Source organism: Exiguobacterium sp. ZWU0009 (assembly GCF_000798935.2).
GTDB lineage: Bacteria > Bacillota > Bacilli > Exiguobacteriales > Exiguobacteriaceae > Exiguobacterium_A > Exiguobacterium_A acetylicum.
On the sequence record NZ_CP018057.1, the window covers coordinates 2754076 to 2768996 of the forward strand.

General features: G+C 44.5%; 17 protein-coding genes. 5 read left to right on the forward strand and 12 right to left on the reverse strand.

Annotated elements, in window-relative coordinates; all coding sequences use genetic code 11:
- Positions 1-6: 6 nt before the first annotated feature.
- Positions 7-477 (reverse strand): VanZ family protein, encoded by a 471-nt coding sequence (locus tag L985_RS14265; protein WP_029342639.1) that lies wholly within the window; start codon positions 475-477, stop codon positions 7-9.
- Positions 478-683: 206 nt separating this feature from the next.
- Here L985_RS14265 and L985_RS14270 point away from each other — a divergent pair, with 206 nt between their 5' ends.
- On the forward strand, positions 684-1103 hold the full coding sequence (locus L985_RS14270) for a helix-turn-helix domain-containing protein (protein ID WP_047392887.1): 420 nt from the start codon (positions 684-686) through the stop codon (positions 1101-1103).
- A gap of 37 nt (positions 1104-1140) precedes the next feature.
- Here the strand turns inward: L985_RS14270 and L985_RS14275 are convergent, their stop codons facing one another.
- The 3 genes from L985_RS14275 to L985_RS14285 all read right to left on the reverse strand — a co-directional run bounded on the left by L985_RS14275 (position 1141) and on the right by L985_RS14285 (position 3529).
- Positions 1141-1452, reverse strand: a complete 312-nt coding sequence (locus L985_RS14275) for a hypothetical protein (RefSeq protein ID WP_029342641.1) — start codon at positions 1450-1452, stop codon at positions 1141-1143.
- 141 nt (positions 1453-1593) lie between these two features.
- Positions 1594-2331 carry a class I SAM-dependent methyltransferase gene (locus L985_RS14280; protein ID WP_029342642.1) on the reverse strand — a complete coding sequence of 246 codons (738 nt, stop codon included), beginning with the start codon at positions 2329-2331 and terminating at the stop codon, positions 1594-1596.
- Positions 2324-3529 carry a hypothetical protein gene (locus tag L985_RS14285; RefSeq protein ID WP_047392882.1) on the reverse strand — a complete coding sequence of 402 codons (1206 nt, stop codon included), beginning with the start codon at positions 3527-3529 and terminating at the stop codon, positions 2324-2326. The genes L985_RS14280 and L985_RS14285 overlap by 8 nt, the downstream gene beginning before the upstream one ends.
- 370 nt (positions 3530-3899) lie before the next feature.
- Between L985_RS14285 and L985_RS14290 the strand changes: the two genes are divergently transcribed.
- Positions 3900-4775 carry a helix-turn-helix domain-containing protein gene (locus tag L985_RS14290; protein WP_047392878.1) on the forward strand — a complete coding sequence of 292 codons (876 nt, stop codon included), beginning with the start codon at positions 3900-3902 and terminating at the stop codon, positions 4773-4775.
- Positions 4776-4798: 23 nt separating this feature from the next.
- Here L985_RS14290 and L985_RS14295 read toward each other — a convergent pair whose 3' ends face one another.
- On the reverse strand, positions 4799-5074 hold the full coding sequence (locus tag L985_RS14295; RefSeq protein ID WP_047392874.1) for a hypothetical protein: 276 nt from the start codon (positions 5072-5074) through the stop codon (positions 4799-4801).
- A 292-nt stretch (positions 5075-5366) separates the two neighbouring features.
- On the reverse strand, positions 5367-5540 hold the full coding sequence (locus tag L985_RS17060; protein WP_023469413.1) for a hypothetical protein: 174 nt from the start codon (positions 5538-5540) through the stop codon (positions 5367-5369).
- A 79-nt stretch (positions 5541-5619) separates the two neighbouring features.
- Here L985_RS17060 and L985_RS14300 point away from each other — a divergent pair, with 79 nt between their 5' ends.
- Positions 5620-6201, forward strand: coding sequence for an LOG family protein (locus L985_RS14300; protein WP_047392871.1), 582 nt, complete (start codon positions 5620-5622; stop codon positions 6199-6201).
- A gap of 149 nt (positions 6202-6350) precedes the next feature.
- On the opposite strand, the gene L985_RS14305 is transcribed toward L985_RS14300, so the two are convergent.
- The 3 genes from L985_RS14305 to L985_RS17215 form a co-directional block, all read right to left on the reverse strand.
- The gene (locus tag L985_RS14305; protein WP_052169441.1) at positions 6351-7304 is read right to left on the reverse strand and encodes an ABC transporter ATP-binding protein; all 954 of its coding nucleotides are present in this window, start codon (positions 7302-7304) and stop codon (positions 6351-6353) included.
- Between the two features lie 15 nt (positions 7305-7319).
- Positions 7320-8117 carry an ABC transporter permease gene (locus L985_RS14310; protein ID WP_231925655.1) on the reverse strand — a complete coding sequence of 266 codons (798 nt, stop codon included), beginning with the start codon at positions 8115-8117 and terminating at the stop codon, positions 7320-7322.
- A 337-nt stretch (positions 8118-8454) separates the two neighbouring features.
- Complete coding sequence (locus tag L985_RS17215; RefSeq protein ID WP_255359374.1) at positions 8455-8577, reverse strand: hypothetical protein; 123 nt, start codon at positions 8575-8577, stop codon at positions 8455-8457.
- A gap of 371 nt (positions 8578-8948) precedes the next feature.
- Here L985_RS17215 and L985_RS14315 point away from each other — a divergent pair, with 371 nt between their 5' ends.
- The gene (locus L985_RS14315) at positions 8949-11057 is read left to right on the forward strand and encodes a 5'-nucleotidase C-terminal domain-containing protein (protein WP_047392867.1); all 2109 of its coding nucleotides are present in this window, start codon (positions 8949-8951) and stop codon (positions 11055-11057) included.
- Between the two features lie 61 nt (positions 11058-11118).
- On the opposite strand, the gene L985_RS14320 is transcribed toward L985_RS14315, so the two are convergent.
- Positions 11119-12558, reverse strand: coding sequence for an ankyrin repeat domain-containing protein (locus tag L985_RS14320; protein WP_052169440.1), 1440 nt, complete (start codon positions 12556-12558; stop codon positions 11119-11121).
- Positions 12559-12958: 400 nt separating this feature from the next.
- Here L985_RS14320 and L985_RS14325 point away from each other — a divergent pair, with 400 nt between their 5' ends.
- Positions 12959-13153, forward strand: coding sequence for a hypothetical protein (locus tag L985_RS14325; RefSeq protein ID WP_133207773.1), 195 nt, complete (start codon positions 12959-12961; stop codon positions 13151-13153).
- Positions 13154-13206: 53 nt separating this feature from the next.
- On the opposite strand, the gene L985_RS14330 is transcribed toward L985_RS14325, so the two are convergent.
- Together L985_RS14330 and L985_RS14335 are read right to left on the reverse strand one after the other, a co-directional pair.
- Positions 13207-13719, reverse strand: coding sequence for a VanZ family protein (locus L985_RS14330; RefSeq protein WP_047392862.1), 513 nt, complete (start codon positions 13717-13719; stop codon positions 13207-13209).
- A gap of 156 nt (positions 13720-13875) precedes the next feature.
- On the reverse strand, positions 13876-14895 hold the full coding sequence (locus tag L985_RS14335) for a Delta(5) desaturase DesA (protein ID WP_029342653.1): 1020 nt from the start codon (positions 14893-14895) through the stop codon (positions 13876-13878).
- Between the last annotated feature and the right edge of the window lie 26 nt (positions 14896-14921).

The following is a 14921-nucleotide window of genomic DNA, read 5'->3' on the forward strand; positions in this document are numbered from 1 at the left end:
TTAACGTCATACTTTTTTCCTATAGATGAGTACATAACATCCGATTCCAATCAAAGCACCAGCTCCATCGAGTAAAACATCTTGGATGAGTCCCGTCCGACCCCCTGTCAAGATTTGATGGAACTCATCAAAGACAGCGACCATGATTGCTAACGAATAGGCGAACAGGACCGCAAGTCCTGGTGTCAGGCGACGGCGTGTTAAATCGATCAATCCGATGCCTAATACGAGAAACGTCGAGACGTGGGCTGCTTTTCGGATGAAAAATTCAATGAAGCCACTTCGTCCGAGTGCTGCAACACTGACTTCTCCATGATAGGAGAAGGAGATGAATCGCAGATGATCGACGAATCCTAACGGGATGTATCGAGATAACCCCGGCTTGATGGATTGTGCCTGATACGGCATCGAACTCGAGATAAAAAGGATCAATAGAACGGTCAGGACGACGTAGCCGGACCACGTGATTTTTTTCATGAACACACTCCTTTTTTTAGATCACTTTAGAATAACATGGGTGGAAACAATAGGCGATTTCTCCTGAAATTCAATTTCTATTTTAACCCATTTCATATTTTTAGTTTCCTTGAAAAACGATATTTTACATTTCAAAGGTTTCTTTTATAATGAAAGTGGTTAATTAGTACTATACACGATGACCTGCAGAATAGGAGTGGAGTGCCATGAACCGTGCACTAGGTAAAAAAATCATGCAATTGCGCAAACAACACAAGTATACTCAAAAGTTTTTAGCTGAACGATGTGGAGAAACAGCAACGGACATCTCCGCTTACGAACGTGGTCAGCGCATGCCCTCTCCTCAAGTCCTAGAACGATTGGCTCTTGCTTTAGACACGACGGTCATTGATCTCATCGATCCGAAGTATGTACAGCATCCTTCGTTGAATGAATTCATGCAACAAGCGCTTGAACCATCACAACCGCTTGATCTGAAACTCATTCTCGAAGACTTACTCGTTCACCTCAGTCTGTCAAAGGAAATCTATTTTGATGGTCGCCTCGTCTCAGCGAACGTCCGAGATGAGATGGCAACGTCCATTGATCAGGCATTAAAACGAGGGATTTCCTCCATCGAGGCGTAAAAAGGAATCAAAATCAGCTGATTTTGATCCCTTTTTCTTATTCTGTTTGGACGATATGGTCGATGTACAATTGTCCGTCTTCATATGTCGCTTCTAATAGTTGACGAAAAAACGCATTTTCACTTGTTTTCTCGGATACGAATACACGTGTGTAGCGCTGGTGCGCCTGCTCGAGTACACTGAATTTCAGAGTACGGGCAGATGAAGAGAAGAACAATTGTCGACCGGGATGACCAAAGGCGTCCGTTGCTTTCGATTCTTCTAAGAAGTGAAAAGATTCATCTGGAAACAAGGTCTCAATGAACGATAAACAGCTTTGCTGAAAGGTACTTCCGCTCTGATTTTCCATGATGTGTCCGGCTCCTCTTTCTCATGATGTACTTCGAATCGTGAAAAGGAAACTACTGTATCACATTACCCAGCCTTTAGACCTATTCAAACCAGTATATTACATATATTTTTAATTGTATCGTTATATTATATTGTTTGACTACTGTTTCTCGAACTCCAACACCAGCATCGTGTTTCCTTCATACAGAAATTGTCCCTGATAGCGCGATAACGTCGCAAATTCAAACAGCGTCTTCGGTTCGTACAAATATTCTATTGCATAGCTGATTTTTTCCTCTTGCCCCGATTTAAGGTAGGCGTTAAATAATAAACGTTCGCCATCGATGTGGTAGCCATAGAACAGTAATGTCTTTTGAAAACGTCGTGTCGCGATCGGATGGGCCATCGATTTTAGATGATCGATACGATACAAGGACACGAGCAGTCGTCCACTCGGTCGTAGCAATTGACGGATGTTTCGGAAGAACAATAACAGCTCCCCACGCGTATAACGTAAAATCGTCGTTCCCGGTAAGATGATCCGGTCAAAGTACTCAGGTCCGACGACGTCCGTTACGTCATGACTCCAGCCGTAAATCTTATGCTGATACTTCTCCGCAATCTGTTTCGTCCGTGCAGCTTCCGGTTCGATCAGATAAAGATCATACCCTTCATCCGACAAGAGATTGAAGAGCGATGGATCAAACGTTCCATGAAACAGGATCCGCTCCCCTTTTCGTAAATAACGCCGATAGAGCATCAGCTCATCGACCTCATTTAACTGTTGCGCCTCTTGATACAGTTGACCGAATCGTTCATCCGCCTGAACATGATCTAGCACTTGGACGCGCGAGTAACTCCCTTTACGCAAGAATGGACCAAATAAGACATCACCCATGATACATCAACTCCTTGTAGTGCTGAATCGCTTCTGCATAATCTGCGCCGAGTCGCTCCGGTAATATGTCGAACTGTTCTTTTTGATCCGCTTCAAGAATCCAGAGGAATGCTTCGTTTGTCTCAAATAACCGTAACGTCGTCCGGTCGAACGCAAAACAACCTTCCTCGTTTTGAATGCCGATTAGCGTCAACGGTCCGATCCGCCCGGCTGTCCGAGGTAATTCGAGATCAGAGTACGGTGTGATGAAACGGCTCGTTCCCTGAAACGTTCCGGCAAGTTGATACAGCAACGGAAACAGCTCTAGTTCAGTTTGTGATGCCAGCGCGTCAGGTTGAAGTTGCCGCTCTCGGAATGACTCGATATCAACAGATAGGTCTGCACTCAACTGAATCGTCTTCTGTCGATCGGCGTAAATCCCGTCCACAAAGAAGAACAGTCGATGCGAGACGCGTAATCCACTTAACGTCGCATAATCGAGGATCCCCATCGATTGATCATTTTGAATCCGTCCCGTTTGTTGCCAGTCCACTAATTGCTCTGCTAGCGCGTCACGTGACAAGACCGTCAACTGCGAATCAAGCGAGGGAAAGAGACGATCGGAAAACGTCAACAGAATCGGTGTCCGGCTCATCAGTTCGATGATCGGTAGATCGTGACGCATCGGGTGATCAAAATAGATGACGCTGTTGATCGTCATCGCATGGAAATTGCTTGCCGGAATGTTGTCCAGTAATGAGCTGTCCTCGATGTAGACATGACGTAACGGTTGCGGATGGTGCGGCACCGATGCTGGGTACACACCTGTCATCAATGAGAGAAGCGCATGATGGACCGCTGGAACGGATGCAGAAGCCGGCATGTCTTCCTGCGGTAAGAAGAGACCATTCAGGAAATCAGGTTGTCCGAACAGGACTTCTCCATTTGGGCGAATCAAGTGGAACTGGACGTGTAACATCTCGTGTTGCAAATACGCGACGAGTCGTAACGTTCGTTCCCCTTCCCCTTGGAGGACGAAGACATAGTGCTCATACTCTTGAAAATCCATATAATCGAGTAAATCATGGAACGTATGTGTGTCGTAATCAAACGCGTCGAGCGAAATACGGTGCGTCTCACAAAACGTCTGCAGATCAATCGATGGTAGAGAACGTTGCAGCCAGCCGTCTTGTTCCGATAAAAGCGATAATCCGATCATGTCCTCTCTCCTTTCTCATCAAATGATTGAAAAAAGGGCTTCATTCCAATAGCCGAATGAAGTCCTTTTGTGTGGATTAAGCCGATTTAACGTTTGCCTTAGGTTTCGTAGCAGTCCGGTCCATTTCCCGATGAGCGAGGGGGGCGACGGAGACGGTAGCAGGATTGAGACACCAAGCGCAAGAAGTCATGTTACGTCGCGTTTCTTTTAAGATGAGTGTCATGGATGTACCCCTTTCTGAATCAAGTGTGATGGTCGTTGAAACATTGATACGAAATCAAGTAAATCAGTAGTATCTCGTCTGGTTCGCTTCTATAATAGAAGTTGGTACCCTATACCAGTTCAATCTCCACGAAAGGACGAGGAGCCGATGGATCAATTCATGTCACCGCAAATCGGCTTAGCATTACGCCGATTGCGGAAGAAACACAATCTGACCCAAAAAGATTTAGCAAACGGAATTTGCAGTCAAGCAGAGATCAGTAAGATTGAGAGTGGCACACATTCACCGACAGTCGAATTGCTGTATGCTTTATCAAAGCGATTACAAGTTCCATTATCAGCGTTCTTAGACCCTACAAATCAACAAACGAATTTACGAACGATTGACGAAGAATTACTTTATAAATTTAGAAATCAGGACTTTGAAGGCATTTATAAACAAAGTAAAGTCGCACTATCTAATGCTAATACTTCATTTGAACATTCATTATTGTATAAATATTACTTCTTCATTTGCTCGTATCGTCTAGGAAAAATCGATTACCGTACATGTATAGTAGAACTTCAAAATCTATCTAATGAATACTCCACTTCATTTTATTCACCAAATATGCTAATTCGAATTAAATCTGCGATTGCGAATCTATATTCTGAAAATAGAAGTTTTCAATATAGTATCAATGTTTATGAAGAAATATTAAATCTCAACTTTGACAATGATGATTTAATCGTCGATCGAATTAGAATTTCGTATAATTTTTCAAAGATTCTTTTAGAATTCCAAAAACATAATCGAGCACTTACTATAATTGATGAAGCAATTGAAACAAGCTTAAAATTTAAAGATATGTCGTTACTCGGACAATTATACTCTCAAAGAGCTGCTTGTTTAGATAAATTAGGTGCTCCATCACAAGAAATCATTAGAACTTTTGATAAATCATATTTTTTGTTTGAATTATTAGGAATGAAAGAGTATCAAAAAATTATCACAACGATGAAAGAAGAATATCTAGCCAAATAGCTGTATCAATGTATGAATTTCAATTAAGCTCGTTTTACTGCGTACTCAAGTGGAATTCCATCAATAGCCACATCTGTTTTTTGTGAATATTCTAAAGGCAATCCTTTAATCGCTACATCGAAAGCTGGAGCATACTCAAGTGGTAATCCTTTGATCGCTAGGTCTGTTTTTTCTGAATACTCGAGTGGCAATCCTTTAATCGCTACATTAGTTTCAAGCTGACTAGCAACGCCAGCACCAACAGTAACAGATAATGATAAAGCTGCAATCGCTAAACCTAATTTCTTTTTCAAGTTCATTTAAATTACCTCCTATTATTTTTCGTATGGCTTCGTAACAACATCATATAACCTTAGACCCCCTCTGAATATTCGAATACGAATAATTATGGTATTTTACACATTATTTTCACTTTCTATTACTTTTGACTCGAGTCATATGTCCTGATTCCTGTGTTTTTCTTACAAATCATCCATCAATATGTCGAACTTGTGTATGAAAATAGATTTTTTTGAATATTCCATCATAATGAAATTCCGTAACAGACATAAAGAGAGCCCGTCCAACTCCTACGAGTCAAACGAGCTCTCTTTATTTTGAGGATTGTCGTAACGCAATGACGTAAAAGATACCGAGGACGACAATCACACCTAGTAGTATTGAACTAATTGTCGTTCGAGTCGACGTATCCGGCATCCATATCCCAAGCCCTAAATTGATTGCTGCGATAATTAGGACGAGCCAAACAATCGTACGTGGTCGCATATCGATCTCCTTTCTGGTCTACTCTGCCGTCCGATCACCGAATATGCTATGGTGAAGATAACGAAGGAGGTTCTGTTTCATGAATAGACTTGCTGTATTTTGTGGTTCCAAAGATGGTGCTAGCCCAGTCTTTCGCGAGACAGCGGGTAAGCTTGGTCAAGCGCTCGCTACGCACGGCATCGGACTCGTATACGGTGGTTCCCGTGTTGGAACGATGGGGGCTGTCGCGGACGCTACGCTTGCTGCTCAAGGTCAGGCAATCGGTGTCTTGCCTCATTTTCTACAAGAAAAGGAACTTGCCCACCCCGGACTGACTGAATTACATCTCGTTCACTCGATGCACGAGCGAAAAGCGAAGATGTCAGAACTCGCTGACGGCTTCATCATTCTCCCTGGTGGTCCCGGTACGATGGAGGAGTTTTTTGAAGTCTTCACGTGGGCGCAACTCGGTCTACACGAAAAACCGTGTGGTGTACTCAATATCGAAGGATACTATGATCCCTTGATCGCCCTATTTGACACGATGGAACGTCAAGGATTCCTGATTCCGGAACACCGTGCGATGCTGATTGTCGAGTCAGATCCTGATCGTCTTCTTGAACGCTTCGCGACGTATGAAGCTCCACACGTCAAAACCTATATGGATCGCTCACAAACCTGATGCAAACGGAGTCCTCGACTCCTTTTTTTTGTATGGATGCTCAGCTCTTCCGATTTTACTTCTCTCTCGTTACTCATTTTCTCTACACTGACGTAAGAATCCTACTTTACAGCATAAAAAAACCAGATGCGCATGCACCTGGCTTAACGTTAAAAGAAATTCAAGATTGCATCACTGAGATTCGTCAAAGACGGCGTCTCATCGATGACCATCAAACTCCCGGCTGCAAGGACGAGTAACCCAAGACCTGATAAAATCCACCCTGGATGTTTGACTGTATCCTCTGAGTCCGTGTTTTCTTTACCCGATCGCGCATTTGCTGCTTGTTCTTTCAAGCGATCGCGTCGATATTGATGCTGTTCCTCTTTCGACCACTTCTTATACTCTGCGAGGAACTTCTTATACTCCGGTAAGACATCCTTCGTCGTTCCGTCGAGACGTACTTGACCGTACTCGAGCCAGACGACCCGCTCACAGAAGCTCTTGATTTGCGAGAGCGAGTGACTGACGAAGATGATGGTCTTCCCTTCATCCTTGAATTCGTTCATCTTATCGATACAACGGTTATAAAAGGTTTGGTCCCCGACCGATAACGCTTCATCGACGATCAGGATGTCGGCGTCGACATTAACTGCGATCGCGAAGCCGAGACGCGACTTCATCCCACTTGAGTACTTCTTGATCGGCTGATCGATGAAGTCACCGATATCCGCGAAATCGATGATGCCAGGCATCCGGCGCTCGATTTCCGCATCGTCCATCCCGAGCATGAGACACTTCAAGCGAATGTTCTCCCGTCCTGTCAGGACGTTCTTCAACCCTTGCGAGACAGCGATGATCGCAACTTCACCATTGATCGCGACGTCTCCTTCGTTTGCATAGATGATACCTGAAATCAAGTTCGATAACGTCGATTTACCGGATCCATTGATACCGACGAGTCCGACGACTTCACCTGAGCCGATTTCGAGCGAGACATCCCGTAGTGCAGTGAATGTTTTAACGCTCTTGCTTTGATTCTTGAACAAGAGCTTGAATTTTTCTTTCGTAGTCGTGACCATGTCGAAGCGTTTCGTGACATGGTCGAGTTTAATCATAGACATGGCGATTTCCTTCCCTTAAACGAGCTCTGTGAATGATTTACGGAACTTGATGTGCAAGAATGTTCCCGCTGTGAACAAGAGGAGCGTCACACTCCAGAAGTACAGACCGGTCGGCCACTCTTGCCAGACCCAATGTCCTCCGAGCAAGCTTGCTCGGTATCCCTCGACGAGATAAAAGACAGGATTCAAACGGAGGATACCATGTAAAGCATCTGGGAACCGTTCGATGTTCCAAAGGATCGGTGTCATATAGAAGAGCATCCGCATCATCGATTGTAAGAAGAGCTGGATGTCCTTAACGAGTGTGATAAGTGTTGAAAAACAAAGTGAGAACGCATAGACGAAAATGTACGTCGCGATCATATAATACGGCAACTGAAGTAGTTTCCATGTAATCGGGATGCCATTTGCAATGATGACGATGAAGACGATCAAGAGCATCGCAAAATGTTGATACATGCGTGATAAGATGACATACGACGGAATCGCACTCATCGGGAAACGCATCTTCGTCACCATCGCGAGACGACTATTGATCGAGTTCGATCCACGGAGCAAGGCGTCATTGATGAAGAACCAGACGACGATCCCGCAAAGAAGCCAGACGATGAACGGAATATCTCCGTCGACGTTCTTGTTTCCACGTAGACCGACACCGAAGACGAACCAATAGATAAAGATTTGGAGACCCGGATTGAGGAGCTCCCATAAAAGGCCAAGGCGTTGCTCTGCATGCGCTGATTTGATTTCATATCGCGCCAACCGGCGAATCAGTGGGAAGTTCTCCACCTGTTCCCGGATGATACTTCTCATTTCTTTCAGCATAAGTGTAAGTTCCTTCCGATTCATGATACATGTATTTTATTTTTATATTCGTTGATTCCACTCAAAAAAAGACAGATGCCGTCCGCGATTGCTCAAACGAACGCTCTCTCCGCATGAACGGGTCCTTGCCCGGTCGATTCCGACTCGCCTCCTTTGTCCACTCATTCGTGCATGGCAGAAGCAATACTTCCTATATACACTTAATCAATTCTAGCTATCGTGAAAAAGCGTGTCAATGTATTGGACGAACCGACACCAAACTGTAGTTTTTCAGGCACGACAAAAACCGGCGGGTCCACCACCGGTCATCTCCTAGTTTGTTTCCTTACGCATGATTAAAATGTGGAAACTCAATCGTCGTCGGTGGTGATGCGAGCCCCCATACGAGGAGGACGGTAATCACACAAATAATGCCGACGAGGACACCGCCTCGAATCGTATCATTCATCCATCGTTGCCTCTTTTCATCCGAACTGTCTATATACTGACATCATACAATATTTAGCAATTCAGGACCACTAAAAAATCGACATTTAATGGTAATGTTTAACGATTGGTAATATTATTTCGTTTCATTTTTATTTAAGACAAGATATAATGAAAGCGTTATCATTTTATTGCGAAGGCGAACGTTCGGATTCTCAAGATTACGAGCAAACGACTTCCGTGGGTTGTCTTGTCGTCGGACCTAAGAATTTACGTTATTTACAAAAGGTTCATCCCACGAAGCTTTCCGAACCCTTTATAGTAGAAGAGGAGGTCAACGATCGCATCGCGACCTTGCATTCATACCCCACTCTTGAAGGAGGATTTTTACGTATGTACAAATCAAAACCGCTTTACGCGGCAGCTGTTGCTGTCGCCCTGACGACATCGGCAATCGTGCCAGTTGCTCAAACGACAGTTTCGGCTGCAACACATGTCAAAGTCAAAACGGTCAAACTCAAGTCACTCGTCTTCACGAAAGGTGCCCCGGTCAAACTCCCTGCTACATATAAAGGCGAGAAGATCACGTGGAAGTCTTACGACCGCCATGCGTTCAACCGTTACCAAACGGTCAAAGGCACATACGGTAAGAAAAAGAATCCAATCGAAATCAAGATCTACATTCAGAACTACGCCGTGAAGTTCGTCGAGAAGGTTGCGGATCAGACGATCTACGTCGATCAAAAACCAGAATTGCCGAAAACATTAGCTGTTCTCTATGCGACAGGTCGCATCTATGACAAGCCAGTCCGCTGGTCGAAAGTTGATACGAGCGAAGCGGGTGTGAAATATGCGGTCGCAAGTTATACACGTCTTGGTAAGACGATTACATTAAAAGCAAAAATCACGGTGCTCGACGTCAATACGGATGACTTCTCGATCGGTTTAATGCATACAAACGATACGCATGCGAACCTCGATGATGCACCAAAGAGAGCAACGGTCATTAAACAATTAAGATCGTCTTATCGAGCAGAAGGTATTCCTTCTCTACTTCTTGATGCTGGCGACGTCTTCTCTGGATCCCTCTACTTCAATAAGTTCCTCGGTCAAGCCGATCTTGAACTGATGAACTACATGAAATATGACATGATGACGTTCGGTAATCACGAGTTTGATCTTGGCGATACAGATAACAACATTGCTTTGAAAAACTTCGTCACGAAAGCGAAATTCCCGTTCATCACGGCGAACGTCGACTTCAGTAAAAACGAACTCTTCAATGGTCTGCAAAAGAAAACAATTACAGCAGGACCAGAGCGCGGGAAAATCTATCAAGGGATCATCAAGGAATATAAAGGACAAAAAATCGGTTTCTTCGGTTTGACGACAGAAGAAACAGCGGATATCGCAAGTCCAGGAACAGTTGCTTTCGCAAACTATATCGCTAGCGCTAAAGCAGCTGTCAAAAAACTTGAAGATCGCGGTGTAAATAAGATTGTTGCGTTGACACACATAGGTTTTGACGATAACGAAGCTGTTGATAATGATAAGTTATTAGCTAAAAATGTTGAGGGTATTGACGTTATTATCGGTGGTCACTCTCATACCCAATTAGACTCTCCAGTCATTTTTGATAGTGAAAACACGCCAGGAAAGAAAGATACAACATTAGTCGCGCAGGCATTTCAGTATGGCAAATTCCTAGGTAACTTAAACTTAACGTTTGATTATAAAGGACAACTCACAGATTACAAAGGATCATTAATTGAAGTCGGAAAAGCAGAAGCAGATGTTGAAGCTGCTAAAATCCTTAAACCGTATGCCGATCAAATCGCTGAGTTGAAAAATGAAGAAGTTGGCGCAAATATCGTCAATGCCTTACCAAACCCTCGTGTCAAAGGTGAGAACTTGATCAGCGTCCGTAATAGCGAAACAGCGCTTGGTAACTTGATCACAGACGGTATGCTTAAAAAAGCGAAGGAATATAATCCAGAGACAGTCATCGCAATGCAAAACGGTGGAGGTATCCGTGAAGCAATTGATGCCGGTCCACTGACAGTCGGTGAGGTCTTGACGACGCTACCGTTCGGTAACACACTCGCAACAGTCAAATTGACTGGTACAGAGATCAAAGAATTGCTTGAAATCAGCGTTGGTGTTGCACCTGTTGAAAACGGTGGTTTCCTCCACGTCTCTGGTATGAAGTTCGAATACGATAGCACAAAAGCTAAAGGCGAACGCGTCACGAAGATGGAAGTGAACAATAACGGCACATTCGAAGTCATCGATCCAGCGAAGACATATGTCATCGCAACGAATGCCTTCACAGCTAAAGGTGGCGATGGTCTCACACCATTCGAGACGGCTTACAAAGCTGGTCGCGTCACGGACCTCGGTCTCTCTGACTGGGAAAACCTACGTGATTTCACGAAATCACTCGGTCAAGTCGACTACAAGATTGAAGGTCGCATCGTCGATACATCAAAACTTCCAAACTAATACGAACAAAAAACAACCGCAGGTCTTCTCGATTCGTTCGAGAACGCCTGCGGTTGTTATGTTATAGTGTCTGCGCTGAGTTTTGCTTCAACAGCTCAATGATTTCATCGAGTTCATACTCTTGTGCCAACATAAGTGGCGTAAAGCCATCCGCGTTTTTGATCGACGGATCAGCGCCGTGCTCGAGTAAGAGCTTGACGGTCTCTTTCCCTTCCCCTTCAACAGCATGATGAAGAGGCGTGAACTTGTCGGCATCTTGTTGATTGACCATTTCGCCTCGCTTCAAGTATAGGTCGACGAGTTCATCGTTGTTACTAAAGACTGCCGTAATGAACGGTCGTTCGCCGAACTCATTGACAGCATCGACATCACTGCCTGCTGCAAGCAATTCCTTAAAGATCGATTCGAGTCCTGTGCTCGATTTCCGGTACCCGAGATAATGCAACGCCGTATCGCCATCGGCATCGACTGCCTTCATATCACTTTCCGGAATCAGTCGATGTATGTCTTCGAGCTTCCCTTTTTGAATCGCTGCCATCAACTCCGTCTCGTTGAGATTCTGACCATTCGTCTTCGTCGTGACGTTCTCGTCACTCGTTTCTTTTTTTGCCTCAATCGCCCCTTCGTCTAACAGCATACCTGCCGTCGTGCTAACGAGGAATATTGCGATTAGAATGCTACCTGCGACGACGAAGCCTTGACCATATCGAAAGAGTGGGCGCGGACGTTCGATTGGCTCACCCGTTAAGTGCAACCTTTCGAGTAAAGAAAGTTCGGTTCGTAACGCTTCATACAATAAGATGGAAAACGTCCGTTGCTTCCGTTTCTCCTCGACGTAGATAGCTGTATCTGTCGTTGCTAGAAGTGTTGGTCCGAGCACATCCTCAAACATGGCTTGTCGCGCGTATAAGGGCGAAACAAGTGGTAGGACCATCTGGTGACGGGTCCGAGCACATGCCCGCATGTAAGCCGGACGTAAAAACGGAATCCAACTGCCAATCCATAGTAAGATTTGCTTTTCCTGATGGTTCCGTTTGATTCGTGCCAGTTCAAGTAACAATCGGAAACGACGAATCTCTGTCAATTCTAGATACGACGTCGGTAGGACAATCAAATACTTTTGAAATAGACCGATAACGTGAGGTCGTTTTACTTCATTTTGGAAATAGATTTCTGGCATCCGCCATAGTTGCAACTGTTCTGTATGTATACGGATTTGCTCGAACAACTCTGGAAACTGCTCGGCACTCAAGCGAACTCCTTCACTACGAATCCGGGAGACCCGTTGCCATTGCCGTAGCCAGAGTATTAACAATAGGATCACAAGACCCACCATCACATAAATACCGGGCTGCCCTGTTTCAAACACTAACCCAATGATGCCACCCACTGTCAAAATGGCGATGCTTAACAACAAACTAAAGTAGACGGTCTCTTTGCGGGTCACCGCTCTTCTGATCCGGTGCGCGGGATCAATCCGTTCTTTCGTCTCCTGCTCCATACGTCATCTCCCTCATCTATCACGTAATTCATCTATCACGTAATTCACCGTTTTCTCTTCCTTCTTATCTTAACGGTTATTCCCTCGAAGTTCCAAGGGAATCCTTTCCTGACATACCAAAAGAATATTCAGATAACTTATATTTTCACCTATTCTTTGATAACGTAACTTTTTTTCCTGATTATTCATTATATATGGAATAAAATTTCGCATATTCTATTTTAGAGCGATTTTTGTTGATTTTTCAGCATTCATACGCAATTCTCATAATAAAGCAACCTGTCGTTCGAACCACTATTTTTTTATTGATAGGTAGGACAAAAGTCACTTTTTTTGATTGCAGAAAAATTTGTAATACCATATAATAACTAATAGGAAGAAGAATATGGGAGTGGTTTTCTTGGGTTTATTTAATTTAATAAAAAAGGACTATACCGTCCAGTATCAAGTATTACGCGGAGATGAGATCGTTGATACGGATCGACTCAACATCCGGGCAGGCGATCACACGGCAGCACGAAAGAAAGCAGACAACATGTTAAGAAAAGAATTCGGACGTACTCAGTATAAGATTGAATGGGTACAACGGTTCTAATCGCTAAAATAACCCATCGCCTCAGTCATGATGATTGAGACGATGGGTTATTTTCATGCATGCTGTTGTTCTTGCTCCCGCACGATTCGATCAGCTTTTAAGTAAAGACGAATCGCTGTGTACAATACGATGCCAATCAATGCACCACTGCCATCGATCAATACATCGCCTACAAGCGGTGTTCGTCCACCCGTCAATTGCTGATGGAACTCATCCATGACACCAATCGTCATCGCTGCCGTAAAGGCAAAGAAGGCAGCTGGTAATGCTGTGTATCCTCGTGCACGTAAGAAATGTACGATGCTGATTCCAAGAATGAAGAACAATCCAGCGTGCATCCCCTTTCGAATGAAAAACTCAAGGAACGCTGCAGGTCCAAGCGACGCGACACTAATTGGAACTTCATAATGGAACGACACGAAGGAAAACGCATAAACCCAGTCGAGTGGGATATGTTGTGTCAAAAACGGAATCAAAGATTGTTGCTGGTACGTCATCGAGCTGAAGACGAATAAGGAAAGTAAGATGGCTCCTCCTATATAAACGGAAATGGGTATTCGGCGCATCATGCACTCTCCTTTCTATTGTACATCCTACCATGGATGCTCATCGTGAACATACGTCAAAAGGCGGACTTATCTTACTCTCATTTCTTGTTGATTCCCTCTTTTGCTTCAAACACAACAAAAAACACCTCGTCCAAGTGGACGAGGTACAGTTCCTTACAGCGATGACGTCTTCGGTTCGCGTAAGAGGTGTTTGATGTCATGGAACGTCACGAACGTTCTGTTCTTCGCATCGTATAGTTTATAGCGAAGCGACTTCAGACTCGAGAATAAACCAATCTTCGTCGCCTTCTGAAGCGGTGGCGTCGAGACGTGTGCTTTTTCGAGATGATAGTTCGGAACACGTGGGCTGAGATGGTGGACGTGGTGGAAGCCGATGTTTCCTGTCACCCATTGCAAGACCTTCGGCAACTCGTAATACGAACTACCTTCGATTGCCGCCTTGACGTAATCCCATTCACTTTCATCCTCGAAGTACGAGTCTTCGAACGTGTGTTGAACGTAGAATAACCAGATTCCAAGTACGCCTGCTGTGAACATCGTCGTTCCTTGGATGATCAAGAAGGCTTGCCAGCCGATGAAGTAAATCAGGATACCGTACAGGACGATAAGCGACGCATTGATGACATGTGTGTTGACTCGTTCTTTTTTGCGAGCATCCTTCCGGTTGAAGCGGCTCGAGACGAGAATCAATAAGAGCGGTCCAAGACCAAACATGACGAGTGGGTTCCGGTACAGACGATACTTGAGACGTGTGAAGCGTGACGCTTCGATGTACTCCTCAATCGTCATGACCCAGATGTCACCGACACCACGCTTATCGAGATTTCCACTTGATGCGTGGTGAATCGAATGCTCTCGCTTCCATTTCTCATACGGGAATAACGTCAAAATCCCGGTGATCGTACCGACGATAGCATTCGCCTTCTTATTCTTGAAGAATGAACCGTGCGTACAGTCATGGAAGATAATGAACATCCGGACGACGAATCCAGCAGCGAGGATCGCCAAAGGAATCGCGAGAAACACAGATAGCTTCAGGGCCTGATATGCCAGAAACCATAGGACGAGAAATGGCAGGATCGTGTTGATCATCTGCCGGACGCTGGCTTTGATGTCTGCCTTTTCAAACGGCGACACATGTTTGCGCAGCTGGGCAATCTTTTCTTTACTCATAGTGGTGCTTCCTCCTCGGGTTGTTT

Excerpts from the sequence above, each read along its gene's own strand:
- L985_RS14330 (WP_047392862.1), bottom strand. The coding sequence starts at position 13,719 with ATGCGCCGAATACCCATTTCCGTTTATATAGGAGGAGCCATCTTACTT.
- L985_RS14300 (WP_047392871.1), top strand. The coding sequence starts at position 5,620 with ATGAATAGACTTGCTGTATTTTGTGGTTCCAAAGATGGTGCTAGCCCA.
- L985_RS17060 (WP_023469413.1), bottom strand. The coding sequence starts at position 5,540 with ATGCGACCACGTACGATTGTTTGGCTCGTCCTAATTATCGCAGCAATC.
- L985_RS14270 (WP_047392887.1), top strand. The coding sequence starts at position 684 with ATGAACCGTGCACTAGGTAAAAAAATCATGCAATTGCGCAAACAACAC.
- L985_RS14275 (WP_029342641.1), bottom strand. The coding sequence starts at position 1,452 with ATGGAAAATCAGAGCGGAAGTACCTTTCAGCAAAGCTGTTTATCGTTC.
- L985_RS14315 (WP_047392867.1), top strand. The coding sequence starts at position 8,949 with ATGTACAAATCAAAACCGCTTTACGCGGCAGCTGTTGCTGTCGCCCTG.
- L985_RS14280 (WP_029342642.1), bottom strand. The coding sequence starts at position 2,331 with ATGGGTGATGTCTTATTTGGTCCATTCTTGCGTAAAGGGAGTTACTCG.
- L985_RS14335 (WP_029342653.1), bottom strand. The coding sequence starts at position 14,895 with ATGAGTAAAGAAAAGATTGCCCAGCTGCGCAAACATGTGTCGCCGTTT.
- L985_RS14290 (WP_047392878.1), top strand. The coding sequence starts at position 3,900 with ATGGATCAATTCATGTCACCGCAAATCGGCTTAGCATTACGCCGATTG.
- L985_RS14310 (WP_231925655.1), bottom strand. The coding sequence starts at position 8,117 with ATGAGAAGTATCATCCGGGAACAGGTGGAGAACTTCCCACTGATTCGC.
- L985_RS14320 (WP_052169440.1), bottom strand. The coding sequence starts at position 12,558 with ATGGAGCAGGAGACGAAAGAACGGATTGATCCCGCGCACCGGATCAGA.
- L985_RS14295 (WP_047392874.1), bottom strand. The coding sequence starts at position 5,074 with ATGAACTTGAAAAAGAAATTAGGTTTAGCGATTGCAGCTTTATCATTA.
- L985_RS14265 (WP_029342639.1), bottom strand. The coding sequence starts at position 477 with ATGAAAAAAATCACGTGGTCCGGCTACGTCGTCCTGACCGTTCTATTG.
- L985_RS14285 (WP_047392882.1), bottom strand. The coding sequence starts at position 3,529 with ATGATCGGATTATCGCTTTTATCGGAACAAGACGGCTGGCTGCAACGT.
- L985_RS14305 (WP_052169441.1), bottom strand. The coding sequence starts at position 7,304 with ATGTCTATGATTAAACTCGACCATGTCACGAAACGCTTCGACATGGTC.
- L985_RS17215 (WP_255359374.1), bottom strand. The coding sequence starts at position 8,577 with ATGAATGATACGATTCGAGGCGGTGTCCTCGTCGGCATTATTTGTGTG.